Consider the following 17,401-nt stretch of genomic DNA (forward strand, 5'->3'; position numbering starts at 1 on the left):
TAGCGGCAACGCAGTTGTCACTTGGGGTATGAGATTTTTAGTTTAAGGAATTTGTTAATGCAAACACGTAATAAGCAAAAAGGTTTTACCCTTTTAGAAGTCATGGTGGTTATTGTTATTTTGGGGATCTTAGCTTCTATGGTGGTACCTAACTTAATGGGTAACAAAGATAAAGCTGACCAACAAAAAGCAGTTTCAGATATCGTTGCATTAGAAAATGCGTTGGACATGTATAAGCTAGATAACAGTGTATATCCAACAACAGAGCAGGGTCTTGAAGCATTAGTGCAAAAGCCAACTATCTCTCCTGAGCCACGTAACTACCGCGCTGACGGTTATGTTAAGCGTTTACCACAAGACCCATGGCGCAATGACTACCTGCTACTGAGCCCAGGTGAAAACGGTAAGTTAGACATCTTCAGTTCAGGCCCAGATGGTCAACCTGGTACTGAAGACGATATTGGTAACTGGAACCTCCAGAACTTCCAATAAGATGATCTTGCCGCGAACTAACTTAGCGCGCCAAACCGGCTTCACCTTAATGGAGGTGTTGCTGGTTGTTTTGCTTATGGGGCTAGCGGCAACGGCTGTCACCCTAGGTATGGGCGGTGCAGGTAAAGAAAAAGCACTTGAGCGCACTGCACAGCAGTTTATGCTCGCTACTGAAATGGTGCTCGACGAAACAGTTCTTAGTGGCCATTTTGTCGGTATTGTGGTTGAAGACACTAGCTACAAGTATGTGTATTACGACGAAGGTAAGTGGAAACCGCTAGAACAAGACCGTTTGCTGGTTGAGCGTGAAATGGAGCCAGGTGTTGAGCTTGTTCTAGTTCTTGACGGTTTACCTTTGGTGCAAGAAGACGAAGAGCAGGACTCTTGGTTCGATGAGCCTCTGATTGAAAAGTCAGCTGAAGATAAGAAGAAGTTTCCTGAACCACAGATTTTACTTTTCCCAAGTGGTGAAATGAGCGCATTTGAATTGTCATTTGTAAGCGAAGACGAGTTACAAAAAGATATCGAAGTGATGGTCGTTGGTGACGCACTTGGGCGCTTGCGCATGGGTTTTGAAGATGAAGAAGTCTTATAACCATGTCGATTAAGCAAAAAGGCATGACCTTGCTAGAGGTGATCGTGGCATTAGCTGTGTTCTCTATTGCAGCTGTGTCGATCACCAAAAGTCTCGGTGAGCAGATTGCCAATATGCCGATTTTAGAAGAGCGCACTATGGCGCAATGGGTGGCACATAACCAAATGGTTGATGCCCGTTTAGATCCTAAATTCCCTGAGATTGGTCGTAAAGACGGCCAAGTAGAACTGGCCAATCAAGAATGGTATTGGCGTAAAGAGGTCATTAAAACGACCGATGATAATTTTAGAATGATCCGCATTAGTATTAGCGACGATGAACGGTTTTCGCGAACTATTGCTGAAGTGAGTAGTTATGTACTTAAAGCGGATTAAGTCGGTGCGCGGCTTTACGCTGCTTGAAATGCTTATTGCGATAGCGATTTTTGCCATGTTAGGGCTAGCCGCAAATACAGTACTGAGCACTGTGATGAAAAACGATACCGCTACCCGAGAGTTTGCCGTTAAATTAAAAGCGATGCAGCAAGGTTTTGGGATTATTGAGCGTGATTTAAATCAGATGGTAGCGCGTACACCTAGATTGCTTGAGGGCGGTCGTGGCACCACCGTATTTCAAACTGGCAGTAATATGCTCGACTCGGAATCAGAGTCATTAGTGTTTTTTCGCTTAGGTTGGTTAAACCCAGACGGTTTATTGCCGCGAGGCAGTTTGCAGTCGGTGGCTTATGTGGTGATGGACGGCAAATTACAGCGTTGGTATTACCCATATCCTGAGCCTGAGTTTGGCGCAGAACCAATTAAAACTATGATTATGGATAAAGTCATTTCAGTTGAGTACGCGTTCTTTGCCGATGATAAATGGGAGCGTAAAACTGACGCGACTAAGCTACCTAAGGCCATCGCAATCGAAATTGAGTTTGAAGACATTGGTAAAGTACAACGTAAGTTTTTAGTACCACAAGGTGCGCTGGCTGGTAGCAATGATGACAGCAACAATGGCGGTAATAATAACGGCGGCAATAACAAGGATAATGACGACTCTAAGCCCGATGACGGCAATGCTAACGAACAAGGCGGAGGAAAGTAATTATGCCTTCTAAGCAGCGTGGTGTTGCCCTTATCGTAGTTTTGTTGATTGTGGCTATGGTGGCAATTATAGCCACTAACATTACCTCCCGTAATCAGTTGTCAGTTAGACGTACTTTGAACATGGCTCAGTACGACCAAGCGTTTTGGTACGCCATTTCAGCTGAAGAGATCGCCAAGAAAGTACTGAAACAAGATTTAGAAGATTCGGATACCGTGCATTTGCAGCAATACTGGGCTCTTGCTGACGTTATTTTTCCAGCTGAGAAAGGGGAAATAGCCGGCAAAATTAGTGATATGCGTTCATGTTTTAATGTGAATTCATTGTCGGCACCGAGTGAGAAAGTTGAAAATGGTCAACCTAAAATGCCATTGCCGGCGGTGCAATTTAAAGGTTTGTTAGTTGCGCTGGGGATGGATGAGTTTGCTGCTGAGAGACTTGCACAAACCGCTAAAGACTATATCGATGAAGATACAACTGCTGGACCTTATGGCGCGGAAGATGCTGAGTACGAGTCGCGTAATGTACCGTATCGTGCGGCAAATACTTTGATGAGTCATAAGAGTGAGCTGCGTGCAGTAATGGGCTTTACCCAGGATATTTATTTAAAACTGGCGCCTTACGTGTGTGCAATCCCGGGTAATACGACTCAGGTATTAAACGTTAATACAGTGCCAGTAGAACACGCTGCGATTATCGCAGGAATGTTCGATAACAAGATTTCTGTCGGTGAAGCTGAGAGCATCATCAATCAAAGGCCGATCGACGGTTATGAAGACATCAATGAGTTTTGGGAAAACTCATCGGTGGCATCACTTGCCGGCGACGCTAAGCTTAAGTCTAGCTTTGGCGTGACCAGTAAGTACTTCCTCCTCGATGCCGGCGCGAAAGTTGATACCGCGGTATTTAGATTAGAAAGCGTGCTTTACGGCGATAGTAAAAAATTAGAAGTGTTATCTCGCCAGTTTGGTGGGCAAAAATAACAACAGTCCTTTAATTGAAATTAGAGAGACTCGTGGAGATAAATCAGTGAGTGAAAGACTATTTATCCGATTAGGGCAAACCGCTGAGCAATCATGCTCTTGGCTCGTTTGGTCTGAGCAGGAACAAGAAATTATAGGTTCTGGCGAACTTAGTAACGCCAGTGCACTATCGACTCTTACTGAAAGAGCGGGTAATCGCGGTGTAGACGTATTAGTACCAGCATCAAGCATTACGCTAACCGAAGTCGATCTACCAGAAAAAAGCCAACGCCAAGCAATTAAAGCGCTGCCATTTATGCTGGAAGAAAATTTAGCGCAAAATGTTGATGAGCTGCATTTTGTGACTGGCCCCCGTAATGGCGATGCCTTAAGTATTGCAGTGGTTGCACATGAGCAGATGCAAATGTGGATCGAGTGGCTTAGCGATGCAGGGCTTAAAGCTAAGTGTATTGTTCCTGATTGTTTAGCGCTGCCGCTTGCTGATTGCGACTGGGCGGCAATGACGCTGGGTAAAGAAGTATTGCTGCGCACTGGCGCAGGCAGTGGTGTTAGCCTGAGTCAAAACTGGCTCAACATGGCATTACCTCAGTTATTAACCGCTGACGCACAAACTACAGTAGCTGGCTATACAGAGCTGCAACTTGCTGGAACCGAGGTAAAGACTCAGCCGCTAGATTTACCTATGTTGGTGCTGGCTAAGGGCTTACTCAATGCGCCAATGAACTTACTATCAGGCGTTTATAAGCCAAAGAAAGAATACGGTAAGCACTTATTATTATGGCGCAATGCCGCTATCGCATTTGCTGTTGTGGTGGTATTGGCATTGGTCAATAAAGGCTTAAATATCCACCAAATGAATACCGCAGCTGATGAATTACAAGCGCAAAGCGAGCAAATTTATAAGCAGGTTGTACCGGGTAGCTCACGGGTGGTTAACCTACGCTCACAAATGGGCAGTTATGTGCGCACCTTACAAGGTGGCGGCAGTGGTAGTGAGTTCTTTGTCATGCTTAGCGGCATGCAAGAAGCGTTTGCACAAGTACCTGCACTTAAGCCAACGACGCTGCGTTTTGACAGTAATCGTAGTGAGATTCGCATGCAGGTGACGGCTAAAAACTACGAGCAAATTGAGAAATTTAAAGAGATCATTGCGGGCTCTTATACCCTTACCGGTGGTGCCATGAATAGTGGTGAGTCAGAAGTCACCAGCACCTTAACCATAAGGAGCAAATAAGATGGAAAACTTTAAAGCTTGGTGGAATGGCTTAGTTTTGCGTGAAAAGCAGATGGTTTCTGCCTGTGGTGTGGTGTTAGTTATTGGTATTTTGTACTGGGGTGTTTGGACCCCGATAGCCAATTCTGAAGACGAGGCGCAGCGTAATCTAGAAGGTCAGCAAAGCACGCTGAACTACGTTAAGCAAACCGCCAACCGTATTGCAGGCCTAAAGCAAAGCGGCAGCAGTAATGCGTTCAGAGGCAGTTTAAGTGCTGCAGTTAACCAAACCGCAGGTGCATTTGGGTTAGAGATCACCCGTATGCAGCCTCAAGGCAATAAAATTCAAGTATGGATGGACGAAGTGCCATTCGATACGTTGCTGAACTATCTTAACGAGCTGGTGCAAAATAAAGGCTTGTCTTTAGAGAGTTTAGACTTAGCTGAATCAGATACTCCTGGTTACGTTAATGTGCGTCGTATTCAGCTGTCGAAATAAGGTGTTGTGGTGAAATTAGCAAAGAAGATAGCGTTAGGCTTTTTAATCTACTTAGTATTTTTAGTGGTGTTGTTTCCGGCCAGTATGGCGGTAAAGCTGGCTCCATTGCCAAGTAATGTCACAATTAGTGGTGTATCCGGTACTATTTGGGCGGGTAGCATCGATATGCTTAACGTGCAAAAGCGCCAAGTTGAGATGATTACCTGGGATCTAAATGTACTATCGCTGTTTACTGGCACGGTTAAAGCTGATGTAGTGATTGGCAGCCGTGCTAGCGCGGTTAATGGTAAAGGCACTATCGCCTATTCAATGTCGGGGCTCGATGCCTCAGGCTTAAGATTTGAAGCGCCGAGTAGCTTTTTATTAGGACGTACTAACTTACCTTTTAGAACCAAAATTAATGGTGACCTAAGTGTGCTAGTTGATACGTTTGAGCAAGGTTTGCCTTGGTGTGAGCAGTTATCTGGTAAGTTGTTTTTAAACCAAGTGAATGTCACTAACCAGTTTGGTAAATACCCTCTGGGGGATATTGCGCTAGGCCTAGCATGTCTTGATGGCAAAGTAGAATTGACCACAGATGAGAAGCTAAATGGTTTAGGTTTGGATGGCACAATTGTTCTGGCGGATCAAAAAATGGTGCAAGTTAACGCCAAAATCCGCGAAGTGAATACTCAGCCTGATGACTTGAAAAAGGCCTTATCTTTCTTAGGTAAAAAGGATAGCCAAGGTTATTACCCCATTACTTATCAAGGCCGATTACCTATCTAGTTAGCTTAGCTTTGATAGACTTTTAAAAAGGCGCTGTATCAGCGCCTTTTTTGTCGTTGATGGTCTACTTTTGCTGCAGTAACTCATCAAACAAGTGGTGATAATCTTCAATCGCAGGGAAATCATCAAACACCTTATTCGGCTTTTGGCTGTCTGGATTAGCAATACCAAGCTGATAACCGACACCAGCGAGCTTTGCCGCCGCTAAAATGGCTTCGTTATCATCAATAAACAAACAACGGCTAGGCTCAAGATTGAAACGCTTAAATAACTGTACCCAAAACTCGGGGTGCTCTTTTGGATAACCGGTTTCATGGCTGGATATCATCGCGTCGAGGCCTAGGGCTAAATCGGTATGCTCTAGTTTTAATCCTAGATTTTTAGGGTGGGCATTGGTAACCAAAATGCGAGATTTGCCCGTACGCTGTAAAGCCTCAAGAAAAGGCATGCTGTCTTGGCGCATCTGAATGCGTTCAACCAGCGTGCGGTGCAGCGCCATAATATCTAGCCCCATTTGCTGCTCCCAATACTCTAGGCAATACCAATTAAGGGTGCCTGCCACATTGTTATAGCATGCTTCAACCCAATCACTAGCCTCTTGCAGTGAGATATTGCGTTGTTCGCTGAGTACTTTAGGGATCAACTGCACCCAAAAATGATTATCGAAATGCAGGTCTAAAAGCGTACCATCCATATCGAGCAAAACGGTGTCAATTTCTGTCCATGGAAACATAGTTAGCTGATCCTAGAAAATTCATGTTGTAGATTGGGTGAACAATAGTAAGATTATACTGAATTAAATGACAAGTCGGCAGCGGCACTGGGATGTGTATGACTAAAAAAAATCAGAAACCGGAAATTTTGCACGCTGAAGTCGTTGCACAAAGCCGACTGTTTCAAATCGAACAAGTGCATCTAAGATTTTCTAACCAGGTAGAACGCCAATATGAGCGTATGAAAGGTAATAATCGTGGTGCGGTGATGGTGGTTCCTGTGCTTAATGGCAATCAACTCTTGCTTGGGCGAGAATATGCTGCAGGTACTCATAGCTATGAGCTGGGCTTTCCTAAGGGGTTAATTGATCCGGGTGAAGAAGCCCATGAAGCGGCTAATCGAGAGCTTCAAGAAGAGATTGGCTACGGCGCTAAAAAGTTAACTCATTTAATGGAGTTAAGCCTAGCACCGGGTTATTTTGCCAGTAAAATGCAGATTTTTATTGCTGAAGATCTTTATGAAAGTCGTTTAGAAGGCGACGAGCCAGAGCCGATTGATATGGTGGCTTGGCCGCTAGCAAATTGGCAAGATTTGTTGAATGAAGAAGATTTTTCCGAATCACGTAGTGTAAGTGCTTTATTTTTAGCGCAAAAACATCTACAACTAAGTTAGTCAAATCGACGTAGGTCATGGGTATTAGGCTGTTGGAGTAGTTATGAAGCCAGAGAATTATGTAGATCAAGTCATTGAAATTGCCACGCTTGCAGGTAAAAAGATCCGCGATATTTACCAAAAAGGTGAATTTGAGCGTGAGATCAAATCTGACAATACACCTGTGACCTCTGCAGATCTCGCTGCCCATGAAATTATTACCCGCGCGCTAACAGAATTGACGCCAGACATTCCTGTTCTTTCAGAAGAAGATGCTGACATCCCCTTTGCGGACCGCTGTGACTGGCAACGCTATTGGTTAGTGGATCCACTAGATGGTACCGGTGAGTTTATCGCTGGCAGCGGTGACTTCTCAGTGATTATCGCGTTAGTAGAACATAATCGCCCGATTATGGGCGTGGTATATGCACCGATGACTGAAGTTTGTTATTACGGCATTGCAGGATTAGGTTCTTACAAGCGTAAAGACGGCATAGAAGTGCGTATTAGTAGTAAACAGCTAACCAATGACTCTGATTCACTGCGCTTAGCAGTCAGTCGCCGTCAAGATCCGCAATCTGTGATTAAGCTATTTAATCAAGATAAACACTGCGAATTAGTAGTATTGGGTGGCGCAGCATTAAAGAGTTGCCTAATTGCTGAAGGTCGCGCTGATTGCTACGTACGTATTGGTCCTACGGGGGAGTGGGATACAGGCGCTGCGCAAATTATTGTTGAAGAGGCGGGCGGTCAAATTATGGATCTTAACCTGCAGCCATTAACTTATAATGAGCGTGAATCTTTAGAAAACCCTAACTTTATCGTGGTGGGATCTCCTGCTTTAGAATGGGATCAAATCTTAATCAATGAATGATGCGGTTGATTTTTTCCTTGCGACTAAATCAGACCTAATCGCAATCGATGCCCTCGAACAGCAATGTTTTGCTGGGCATAGCTACCCTGATTTTTTCTTTAGACAGGCATTAGATTGCTGGCCTAACGGCTTTTTGATCGCTAAAGATAGCCAAGGCTCTGTGCTCGGCTATCTGTTAGCATCGACGAGTGCAGAAGTTGATACTCACTGGGTTCTATCCGTTGCTGTCGCCGATACTGCTCGTGGTCAGGGCATTGGCGGCCAGCTAATCTCAAGACTGATCAGCACCTTACCGGCCGAGGTTAACTATTTGCAGTTAACCGTTGCACCAGACAATCCAGCTAAAGCGCTATATGCTCGCCATGGTTTTATTGAACATGGCTTTGAGGCTGACTATTTTGGTAAAGGTGAGCCGCGGTTATTGATGCGCTTTGCGAAAGCGGAGAACACCTAACCCTGATGTTATTGAGCCGGCGCTTCTTACCTTATTTTGTTACTCAATGCCTTGGCGCATTGAACGATAATGTATTTAAGAATGTGCTGCTGCTCTTAGTCGCTTATTCCCAAGTTGATGAACTTCCCATCGACGTTAATTTATTTGTCAATTTGGCCGCAGGTCTATTCATTTTACCTTTCTTACTGTTTTCCGCCCATGCAGGTCAAGTTGCTGACTATGTTGATAAATCCGCACTGATCCGCAGATTAAAATTACTAGAGTTAGTGATCATGTCGTTCGCGGTATTTGCGATTGTTAGTCACAGCTACATGGTGATGTTGTTACTGTTATTTTTAATGGGTGTACAGTCGGCATACTTTGGGCCGGTAAAGTATTCTTTGTTGCCAAGAGTACTTGATAACAGTGAACTCGTGTCGGGTAATGCATGGGTTGAGATGGGAACCTTTCTGGCTATCTTAGCGGGAACGATTTCTGCAGGATTGATAGTTGCTAGTGACAATGCGACTTATTGGGCGGCAGCCAGTGTATTTATCTTGGCTTTGATAGGAGCGTTAACAAGCTGGTTTATTCCAAGCATTCCTGCCCATTCACTGCAAAAACCGCACTTTTCTATTGTTAGGGCAACATTTGCCAATATTAAAAAGGCACGTCGCACACCGGGTATTTGGGTCGCGATTTTAGCCATTAGTTGGTTTTGGTTTGTCGGTGCAACTTATCTGACGCAATTCCCTAATTTTGCACGTATTACCTTAGCTGCTGACCCTACAGTGGTGTCCTTGCTGTTATTACTGTTTTCGGTGGGTATCGCTGCCGGCTCTTTTGTTTGTGAACGGCTGTCTTGTCATCAAGTTGAATTGGGTATTATGCCGCTAGGTTTAGCCTTGTTGGCAGGCTTTGGTATTGACCTGTACTTTGCGATCCCTGCTAAACCTGAGCTAGCAGCACTTTATAATCTACAAAGCTTTATTGCCGAAGCTGACCATTATCGACTGATGCTTGATCTGTTTATGATAGGGGGAGGCGGTGGTTTATTTATAGTGCCCTTGTATACCTACATTCAGGCACGGGCAAAAGATGGCGAGTGTGCCCAAGCGATTGCCAGCAATAATATTATCAATGCGTTGTTTATGGTGACATCAGCAGTATTTGCCATGGTTATTTTGAATGTTTTTCAGTGGCAAATTGAGCAACTATTTTTACTCTTAGCTGTGGGTAATGTGCTGGTTTTATGTTGGCTGTTGTTGGGGTGGCCTGAGTTACTGTTGAGCATGAGCAGTTATTACTACCGTAGGTTTAAACATAAAGTGAGCTTAGACGACCCTAACGCTTTGCATAAGCAAGCTAAGTTGATTGTGGTGACTGATAACCTAAGTTGGAGTGACATGATGTTACTTTACGGCAGTTTTACTCACCCAGTACATTTTACCGAGGGCATGATTCAACGGCTGAGTCTCAATCGTTTTTATCGTCGCGCAGTATTGTGCATTAGCTATTTGGCGAGCAGCGTAGACGATGCTACAGATAATAATGCTACAACGAAGGATGCTAGTACTGAAAGTTATGAGGCTGCAGAGCTTGATATCGACAGTGTCATTTGCGTCAGTGCTGTGCAGTTAAAGCAGGTTCAAGCAGAGCTAAAAGACTACACTTGTGTCACAACCAAGCTGTCAGTTAAAGCTGATGGAGCAAAGCGATTAGTTTTAGAAATACGCCCACTAACAGCAGGCTAATTAGTAAAAATTGCCAGCTGTTAATGAGGTAATAAATGCTTTATTGGTTATCTAGCCATTGGTGCATAGCCTGATGATCACCTTTAAAGATAATTCGTTCGGCCTTTTTATCGATTTGGTATTGATACATTGGGTCGTAGTATTTGACCAATAGCAATTCAATCCATTCTAAGTGTGCGCTGGTATCATTTTGGCTTTGCTGGATAGCTAAGGCGTTAGTGATAATAGCTTGAAACTCATCATGCTGCTTATTGCCAAGGCGCTTTTTAATTCCTGTAATGCTTTGGGCTAGGTATTCTGCAAAAGCGGTAAACCCTTGCTCTTCGCCTAATCTCTGAATATAACCACTATGCATTTTGTGTACATATTCGTTTAACAGGCGCGCTAAGCGAGCGTCTAAAGATTCTTCTAATACCAATACATTGGCAGTCTGCATACCAGCATAAAATGCTTGAGGCAGGGCTGAGCGGCCAATTAGGTAGCTTTCATCTTCTAGTAGCAAGTGTTTAGCTTCACTGTCTTGATGCTTTAATAGCGCAACAGCGAGTGCATTTTCAAAGTTGATTTGGCTTGGTTGCCCTTCATGGTAGCGACCAAAGCTAGAGCCTCGATGATGCGCAAGTCCTTCAAGGTCAACCGCCTCTTTGCGTTTGAGAAGAAAGTCGGTTTTACCACTACCAGTAATGCCGCTTAAGATCAGCATAGGCTTTACACTCGGTGCTGCGTCAATAGTTTCAATTAGAAACTGACGCATCGCCTTGTAGCCACCTTCGATAAAAGGGATATCTAAGCCCGCTTCTTTAATCCATTGCTGGGTTAGCTGAGAGCGCAAACCGCCACGAAAACAATAAATGTAACCGTCAGGGTTTTCGCTAAAAAACTTAACCCAAGCAGCGATTCTTTGCTGTTTCACATCGCCATGAACAAGGGAGTGCCCCAGTTCGATAGCGGCTTGTTGGCCTTGTTCTTTATAGCAGGTGCCAACTAAACGGCGCTCTTCATCTTCCATAAGGGGATGATTAACGCTGGCTGGGAAGGCTCCTTTGTCAAACTCGACAGGCGCGCGGGCATCCATAATGGGATGATCGCTAACGAGAATGCGGCGATATTCGCTTGCGCGCACTTTATTGAGTGACATTAAATCAGCTCCACGGTTTTACCCGCATTGTTTTCAATTAGCTGACCAATACAGATAGGTTCAATACCATTTTCAGTTAGCAGAGTGGTAAGTGCAGCTTCGCCTTCTTCAGCTACCGCAATGAGTAGACCACCGCTGGTTTGTGGATCACAAATAATCGCTTTTTGCTCTTCAGTTAATGTTGGTAAGTGCTCACCGTAACTGTCGAAGTTTCTATGGGTGCCACCAGGGATACAGCCTAATTCTAGGTAGTGACGTGCGTTTGGCAGCAATGGCAGTAAGCTCACATCAATTTTAGCACTAAGGTCGGCACCGTGGCACATTTCAAGTAAATGACCCGCTAGGCCGAATCCCGTTACGTCAGTTAATGCGTTAACTTGGGGGATCTTAGCGATTTTAGGGCCGAGAATGTTCAATTGGCACATGGCTTCAGCTGCTGTGTTTAGATCTGCATCGGCAAGCTTTTTCTGTTTTTGTGCTGTGGTTAAAATGCCAATCCCCAGCGGCTTAGTCAGGTAAAGTTTGTCGCCAGCTTTAGCGGTATCGTTTTGCTTGAGCTCTTCTAATGGAATTTGTCCAGTAACGGCCAAACCAAAGATTGGCTCTGGCGAATCAATACTGTGGCCACCGGCTAGCATAATACCTGCATCGGCACAGGCTTTACGACCGCCATCAACCACTTGCTGTGCCACTTCTGCTGGCAGTTTATTTACCGGCCAGCCTAAAATCGCAATCGCCATCATAGGTGTACCACCCATGGCGTAGATATCGCTAATCGCGTTAGTGGCTGCAATGCGACCAAAGGTAAATGGATCATCTACTATCGGCATGAAAAAGTCAGTGGTGCTGATAATACCTGTGGTTTCGTTTAGCTTATAAACCGCAGCATCATCGCGAGTCTGGTTACCTACTAGCAGATTCGGATCATCAAAAACGGGTAACTGGGTGGCAAGAATCGTGCCCAGCACTTTTGGTGAAATTTTGCAGCCGCAGCCCGCACCGTGACTATATTCGGTAAGTTTGATTTCTGAATCTGACATGAGCTTAAATCGCCCTAAAAAGGTAAGTAGCCGATCATAATAGACCCATACCCCAGTGACTTCAATCAACCGCAAGTACAAGTTGAGACTTGAGGCTTATCCTGCAGAGAATAATTAACCTAATCGGGCTTTTTTGGCCCGCAAATAAAAAGCCGCTCTAGTGAGCGGCTGTTTTGATAGGTATTAATGCTGGTTATTAACCAAAGCTTGCAGTAAGACTGTGCCAGCTTTTTTGTTGTTGCTTAAAGCGCTGTTTTAACTCTTTAACTTGGCTAAGTAGATGCTTATCAGCAAGTTGTTGTCGCTTAGCTTCGATCAAGGCTTTTTTAGCGGCGTAATAGTCAGCAAGATGCGTTTTAAGCATCTCATACTCAGCTTGAAGCTTGTCGATTATCTCTTCGCTATTAGGTAAGTGTGCCACTTTATTTTGTGTGCGCTTAAGTTGCATTTGCAGGCGCGCATGTTCAATGCGTTCTTGTGGCACTATGCGGCGGTTATCAGCTAGCCCCGCTAATGCTAAACCATCAATTAGCCACTTAGTTGGGTCGTATTGCCACCAGTGAATACCATTGCGGTAGTCATTTTCAAAAATATGATGGTAATTATGATAGCCCTCGCCATAGGTTAACAGTGCTAAGAAGCCATTATCGCGAGCGGTATTTTTATCTGTATAAGGCTGTGAGCCCCAGATATGCGCTAAAGAATTGATAAAGAAGGTGCAGTGATGCACGACAACTAAGCGTAACAATCCGGCTAACAGTAGCATGCCGAGAATGTCGCCATTTAACCAGCCCAATAGTATTGGTAGGCCAAAGTTCATAAGCAGCAATAGTGGAAGGTAATACTTGTGTTGCCACATGACGATTTTATCGTTCTGTAGATCACGCACGTTTTTATAATCATGGTAACGCTGGGATTGATATTCGCGCAGCATCCAGCCTATATGGCTGTACCAAAATCCCATCTTGGCTGAGTAAGGATCTTTGTCGTTATTATCAACATGTTTATGGTGAACTCGATGATCAGAAGACCAGTGTAGCGCACTGTTTTGCAGGGCTAGGGCGCCGCCAAGAGCGTATAGGAATCTGATTGAAGCGTGGGCTTTATAGGTACGGTGAGACCACAATCTGTGGTAACCACCGGTAATAGATAGGCCGCTAGCAAAAGCGAGCACAACAAAGGCTAGCCATTCGATAGCTTCAAATCCATAGGCTATTCCGTACCAAGGCACTAATATGACGGCAGAGGCAAATGTGATGGTGAACAGACTCACATTCATCCAGATGATTGGAGGTTTTTTCATTATAGTTCTATCTCTCGTTGAGCGTACATCTGTACGCTAATTTAACTTGGATAGTGATCTTGGTCAAGTTTGTTGATGCTGCGTTTTGTGTTAAAAAGCGGTATTATTCAAGGAATAATTTTTGTAAGTAGGTTCAAGATGGGCATTAGAGCACAACAAAAAGAGAAAACGCGGCGGGCACTTGTCGATGCGGCATTTAGTCAATTAAGCGCTGAACGTAGCTTTTCTAGCCTGAGTTTGCGTGAAGTTGCACGTGAAGCCAATATTGCTCCCACTTCTTTCTATCGCCACTTTAAAGATATGAATGAGCTGGGCTTAACCATGGTGGATGAAGGTGGTTTAACGCTTAGACAAATGATGCGTAAAGGGCGTCAACGTGCTGAGGCGGGCGGTAGTGTTATTCGTATTTCTGTTGAAACCTTTATGGAAGTTCTTGAATCGAACCCAAACGTTTTCCGTATTTTATTACATGAGCGTTCAGGAACATCTGCACCTTTTAGGGGCGCAGTAGCTCGTGAAATCGAGCACTTTATTTCTGAATTAGCACATTATACCGAAGCGACGGCTAATCGTGCTCCCGAGTTAGCTCACGCACAAGCTGAGGCGTTAGTGACATTGGTGTTTAACGCAGGTGCTGCAGCACTGGATATGAAACGCGCGGATCGTAAAATTCTGGCGGATCGTTTAGTTATCCAGCTGCATATGATTGCTAAAGGCGCAGAGGCCTTACAGCATAAAAAAGAGCAGAAGTAATCGAATGATTAAACGAAAAACGGCATCCTAAAGGATGCCGTTTTTTTTGTTGGACTGGAAGCTTATTTCTTTTCAAGAAATACACCAGACTCCATATGGTCGGTATATGGGAACTGATCAAATAATGCAAAACGAGTGATGTTATGAGTTTTGCTTAGTTCAGCTAAATTGTCGATCAAGGTATGCGGGTTACAAGAGATGTAAACGATACGCTCATAACCTTGTACCAATTTTACTGTGTCTGCATCTAATCCAGCGCGAGGTGGATCGACGAAAATGGTATTACAGTTATAGCTATCTAAATCGATACCTTCTAAACGTCTAAAGCTACGTTTTTTCGCCATCGCTTCAGTGAAATCTTCAGCTGACATGCGAATGATCTGCAAGTTGTCTACTTGGTTAACTTTAATGTTGTACTGGGCAGACTCAACAGAAGGTTTAGCAAGTTCAGTTGCTAATACACGGTCAAAGTTTTGTGCTAATGCAATAGAGAAGTTACCGTTACCGCAGTAAAGCTCTAGTAAATCACCAGTGCTATTTTTGGTGACATCAATAGCCCATTCAAGCATCTTAACTGACACTTTACCGTTAGGTTGAGTAAAGCTATTTTCAATCTGGTGGTATTGCAACTGCTTGCCGGCAACATTAAGTGACTCAACCACAAAGTCTTTATCTAAAATGATTTTTTGCTTACGAGCACGGCCAATCAAATTCATATTAAACTGAGTGCTTAATGTTTGCTTGAGGATTTTAGCTTGTTGCTCCCACTCGCTATCAAGTTGTTTATGGTAAAGCAGCGATACTAAGATCTCACCACTTAGGGTTGATAAGAAATCAATCTGGAATAAACGATGGCGTAAAATGGTGTTTGGCTTTAATAGTTCAACTAAAGCAGGCATCATTTTATTGATCAGTTCACTGGCAGGCAGAAACTGATCGCAGCGAACTTTGCTATTTAGCTCTTTATCGAACATATAGTAGTAAAGATCTTCGCCTTCATGCCAAACACGAAATTCAGCACGCATACGGTAATTAGCAGGCTCTGAGCTAAATGCTTCAAGCTCTGGAGTGTCAAAATCAGCAAATAACTGAGTTAACTTGACGCGCTTTGCTTCGAGCTGCACATCATAGGTTGTAGGATCCATTGCTGCTAAATTCATATCTTGATCACCGTAGGCATTAAATTAGGGGCGGAATATTATACTAGATAGCTGGGATGTCCAGTTTCTCGCTTCCGATTTTACCTAGCTTGTGGGAAAATTCTAAAGCAATATAGTTAATCCTGCTGCTCGATCGTATATTTGAGCGCGCACCTTTATACAAACTGATGTCATTTTATCTTATAGCGGAGAATACTTTTGTCGGGACCTATTCTAATTTTTGATTCGGGTATTGGTGGTCTATCTATATTCGATGAAATCAGAAAAGCACTACCAGGCCAAAGTTACTGCTACCTATTTGACAATGCTCGTCTACCTTATGGTGAGCTGGAAGAGTCAGTATTAGTTGAAGGTTGTGTTGAGCTAATATGTGAACAAGTCGCGCGAACTAATGCCTGCATGGTCGTTGTGGCTTGTAATTCTGCTAGCACTTTGGTGTTACCTGCATTAAGAGAGCGACTATCTATACCTATTGTTGGCGTGGTACCAGCAATAAAGCCTGCCGCACAATTATCAAAAGCGCGCCATATAGGATTGCTAGCAACACCGGGCACAATAAAACGCTCTTACACTAGAGAGCTGATTGAGCTATTCGCTGAAGGTTGTAAGGTTGAGTTGTTTGGTTCTTCTGAGTTAGTGATGCTCGCGGAGGCCAAATTAGCAGGTGAAGAGATCGATTTAGTTAATCTCGCTAAACAGCTCAAGCCAATCCAATTAACCAACCTTGATACGCTGGTACTCGGTTGCACCCATTTTCCAATCGTTGCTAAAGAAATACAGCAAGTATTAGGGCAAGGAGTAACACTATTGGATTCAGGTAAAGCGGTTGCGCAGCGAGTGTGCTTTTTGTTGGAACAACTAGGAAGTACAGCAAGCACTCAGCAACAAAAGCATTGGTCAGCTATTTACACTACAGAGGGGATCAATGAAGGGTTAACAACCCGACTAGCTGAAAAAGGCTTCACTACTATAGTGTCACGATCTTCAGCTAATCAAGGTTAGCTATACATCACTATTATGCGTTGTCACTTTTATCTGAATCTTGCGATTTAGCTTCGCGCACTTTTAATGTTCTTTCTTGGAAGTCGAACTCATTCAGTTTAGCCATGGCTTTCTTAGCGCCAGCTTCTGACATTTCAATAAATCCAAAGCCCTTACGACGACCAGTCTTGCGATCTCTAACTAAACGTACAGAGTTTACTGGGCCAAACTCACCAAATAGCGCCTTTACTTCACCTTCGTGTACACGATAAGGAAGATTACCTACATATAGTGTCATGGTCGGACCGCTATATGGTTCGTTGCTGTTAGTTGTAGAAGCAGGCGTTTTAGATTGAAGAGAAAAAATAACGCTCGCGATGATAGCACCAGTAAAGAAAGCAATGGCGCCGTTTAGATCCGGTGCAATTTGAAAAATAGCGAGTGCACCTATAATGGCTACGGCCAAGACGATCAAGAATGACTTCTGCATAAATATAATCTCTAAAGAATAAATGAATTGATAACTAACTGTTAATAACCTGCCATATGGTAATGAATTATTAGCCAATAGACTAGTGTGTTGCTGAAAAAATGAACTTTATCTATAACCTAGCATAAAGTTGCTGCTGTTTTAGCCATAAAAAGTAGGATAAATAAGCTAAAAACCGAGCTTTGTTGAAAAGTTCAGCAGGCGAACATTTATTTGATAAAAAGCACTTGCGCTCTTTTTGAATCTCCCTATAATGCGACCCCACTGACACGGTGAAGCAGGCAACTAGCCAAGCACACAGAGTTAGAGAGATTAACTTCTACGGAAATTAGTCTCAGGTGACAATCGCTTTAGAAGCTCAATTTGATGTGACTTGTATAAAGAATCATCGCTTGAAAAACTTCTTAAAATAAGCGCTTGACGCCGACACTAGGAAGTGTAGAATACGCCTCCTCAGCCAAACGACCTAAGCGT

General features: G+C 43.8%; 20 protein-coding genes. 14 read left to right on the top strand and 6 right to left on the bottom strand.

The genetic code is table 11. The annotated features are described in order from the left end of the window. Positions 1–57: 57 nt before the first annotated feature. Genes gspG through L2747_RS17545 form a run of 8 tightly spaced genes read left to right on the top strand, consistent with a single transcriptional unit; the run spans position 58 to position 5,636 of the window. Positions 58–492 (top strand): type II secretion system major pseudopilin GspG, encoded by a 435-nt coding sequence (gene gspG, locus L2747_RS17510; RefSeq protein ID WP_202723570.1) that lies wholly within the window; start codon positions 58–60, stop codon positions 490–492. A gap of 1 nt (position 493) precedes the next feature. Next, on the top strand, positions 494–1,087 hold the full coding sequence (gene gspH / locus L2747_RS17515; protein WP_249000293.1) for a type II secretion system minor pseudopilin GspH: 594 nt from the start codon (positions 494–496) through the stop codon (positions 1,085–1,087). A gap of 2 nt (positions 1,088–1,089) precedes the next feature. After that, positions 1,090–1,461, top strand: a complete 372-nt coding sequence (gspI, locus tag L2747_RS17520) for a type II secretion system minor pseudopilin GspI (RefSeq protein ID WP_249000294.1) — start codon at positions 1,090–1,092, stop codon at positions 1,459–1,461. Then, positions 1,442–2,173, top strand: a complete 732-nt coding sequence (gene gspJ / locus L2747_RS17525) for a type II secretion system minor pseudopilin GspJ (protein ID WP_249000295.1) — start codon at positions 1,442–1,444, stop codon at positions 2,171–2,173. The genes gspI and gspJ overlap by 20 nt, the downstream gene beginning before the upstream one ends. Positions 2,174–2,175: 2 nt before the next feature. Further along, a complete protein-coding gene (gene gspK, locus L2747_RS17530; RefSeq protein ID WP_249000296.1) occupies positions 2,176–3,156 on the top strand; it encodes a type II secretion system minor pseudopilin GspK in 981 nt (326 codons plus the stop codon). A gap of 46 nt (positions 3,157–3,202) precedes the next feature. After that, positions 3,203–4,390, top strand: a complete 1,188-nt coding sequence (gene gspL, locus L2747_RS17535) for a type II secretion system protein GspL (RefSeq protein WP_249000297.1) — start codon at positions 3,203–3,205, stop codon at positions 4,388–4,390. Position 4,391: 1 nt separating this feature from the next. Beyond that, positions 4,392–4,868 carry a type II secretion system protein M gene (locus L2747_RS17540; protein WP_249000298.1) on the top strand — a complete coding sequence of 159 codons (477 nt, stop codon included), beginning with the start codon at positions 4,392–4,394 and terminating at the stop codon, positions 4,866–4,868. A 9-nt stretch (positions 4,869–4,877) separates the two neighbouring features. Further along, a complete protein-coding gene (locus L2747_RS17545; RefSeq protein WP_249000299.1) occupies positions 4,878–5,636 on the top strand; it encodes a type II secretion system protein N in 759 nt (252 codons plus the stop codon). A gap of 64 nt (positions 5,637–5,700) precedes the next feature. On the opposite strand, the gene yrfG is transcribed toward L2747_RS17545, so the two are convergent. After that, positions 5,701–6,369: a GMP/IMP nucleotidase gene (yrfG, locus tag L2747_RS17550; protein ID WP_249000300.1), complete on the bottom strand. Its 669-nt coding sequence runs from the start codon at positions 6,367–6,369 to the stop codon at positions 5,701–5,703. 98 nt (positions 6,370–6,467) lie between these two features. Between yrfG and nudE the strand changes: the two genes are divergently transcribed. Genes nudE through L2747_RS17570 form a run of 4 tightly spaced genes read left to right on the top strand, consistent with a single transcriptional unit; the run spans position 6,468 to position 10,062 of the window. Continuing rightward, positions 6,468–7,022: an ADP compounds hydrolase NudE gene (nudE, locus tag L2747_RS17555; RefSeq protein WP_249000301.1), complete on the top strand. Its 555-nt coding sequence runs from the start codon at positions 6,468–6,470 to the stop codon at positions 7,020–7,022. 43 nt (positions 7,023–7,065) lie between these two features. Further along, positions 7,066–7,875: a 3'(2'),5'-bisphosphate nucleotidase CysQ gene (cysQ, locus tag L2747_RS17560; RefSeq protein WP_249000302.1), complete on the top strand. Its 810-nt coding sequence runs from the start codon at positions 7,066–7,068 to the stop codon at positions 7,873–7,875. Then, complete coding sequence (locus L2747_RS17565) at positions 7,868–8,329, top strand: GNAT family N-acetyltransferase (protein WP_249000303.1); 462 nt, start codon at positions 7,868–7,870, stop codon at positions 8,327–8,329. The genes cysQ and L2747_RS17565 overlap by 8 nt, the downstream gene beginning before the upstream one ends. Positions 8,330–8,334: 5 nt before the next feature. Continuing rightward, positions 8,335–10,062 carry an MFS transporter gene (locus tag L2747_RS17570; protein ID WP_249000304.1) on the top strand — a complete coding sequence of 576 codons (1,728 nt, stop codon included), beginning with the start codon at positions 8,335–8,337 and terminating at the stop codon, positions 10,060–10,062. A gap of 40 nt (positions 10,063–10,102) precedes the next feature. Here the strand turns inward: L2747_RS17570 and mnmH are convergent, their stop codons facing one another. From mnmH to L2747_RS17585, 3 genes are all read right to left on the bottom strand, one after another. Beyond that, positions 10,103–11,200: a tRNA 2-selenouridine(34) synthase MnmH gene (gene mnmH / locus L2747_RS17575; RefSeq protein WP_249000305.1), complete on the bottom strand. Its 1,098-nt coding sequence runs from the start codon at positions 11,198–11,200 to the stop codon at positions 10,103–10,105. Beyond that, positions 11,200–12,240 carry a selenide, water dikinase SelD gene (gene selD / locus L2747_RS17580; RefSeq protein ID WP_249000306.1) on the bottom strand — a complete coding sequence of 347 codons (1,041 nt, stop codon included), beginning with the start codon at positions 12,238–12,240 and terminating at the stop codon, positions 11,200–11,202. The genes mnmH and selD overlap by 1 nt, the downstream gene beginning before the upstream one ends. A gap of 196 nt (positions 12,241–12,436) precedes the next feature. Then, complete coding sequence (locus L2747_RS17585; RefSeq protein ID WP_249000307.1) at positions 12,437–13,543, bottom strand: acyl-CoA desaturase; 1,107 nt, start codon at positions 13,541–13,543, stop codon at positions 12,437–12,439. A 138-nt stretch (positions 13,544–13,681) separates the two neighbouring features. Between L2747_RS17585 and fabR the strand changes: the two genes are divergently transcribed. Further along, positions 13,682–14,296 carry an HTH-type transcriptional repressor FabR gene (fabR, locus tag L2747_RS17590; RefSeq protein ID WP_249000308.1) on the top strand — a complete coding sequence of 205 codons (615 nt, stop codon included), beginning with the start codon at positions 13,682–13,684 and terminating at the stop codon, positions 14,294–14,296. A 62-nt stretch (positions 14,297–14,358) separates the two neighbouring features. Here fabR and trmA read toward each other — a convergent pair whose 3' ends face one another. Then, on the bottom strand, positions 14,359–15,456 hold the full coding sequence (gene trmA, locus L2747_RS17595) for a tRNA (uridine(54)-C5)-methyltransferase TrmA (RefSeq protein WP_249000309.1): 1,098 nt from the start codon (positions 15,454–15,456) through the stop codon (positions 14,359–14,361). Positions 15,457–15,654: 198 nt separating this feature from the next. Between trmA and murI the strand changes: the two genes are divergently transcribed. Continuing rightward, on the top strand, positions 15,655–16,458 hold the full coding sequence (gene murI, locus L2747_RS17600) for a glutamate racemase (protein ID WP_249000310.1): 804 nt from the start codon (positions 15,655–15,657) through the stop codon (positions 16,456–16,458). 13 nt (positions 16,459–16,471) lie between these two features. On the opposite strand, the gene L2747_RS17605 is transcribed toward murI, so the two are convergent. Then, positions 16,472–16,927, bottom strand: a complete 456-nt coding sequence (locus tag L2747_RS17605; protein WP_249000311.1) for an RNA recognition motif domain-containing protein — start codon at positions 16,925–16,927, stop codon at positions 16,472–16,474. Positions 16,928–17,401 lie beyond the last annotated feature (474 nt).

The sequence above is a fragment of the Shewanella marinintestina genome (assembly GCF_023283845.1).
GTDB lineage: Bacteria > Pseudomonadota > Gammaproteobacteria > Enterobacterales > Shewanellaceae > Shewanella > Shewanella marinintestina.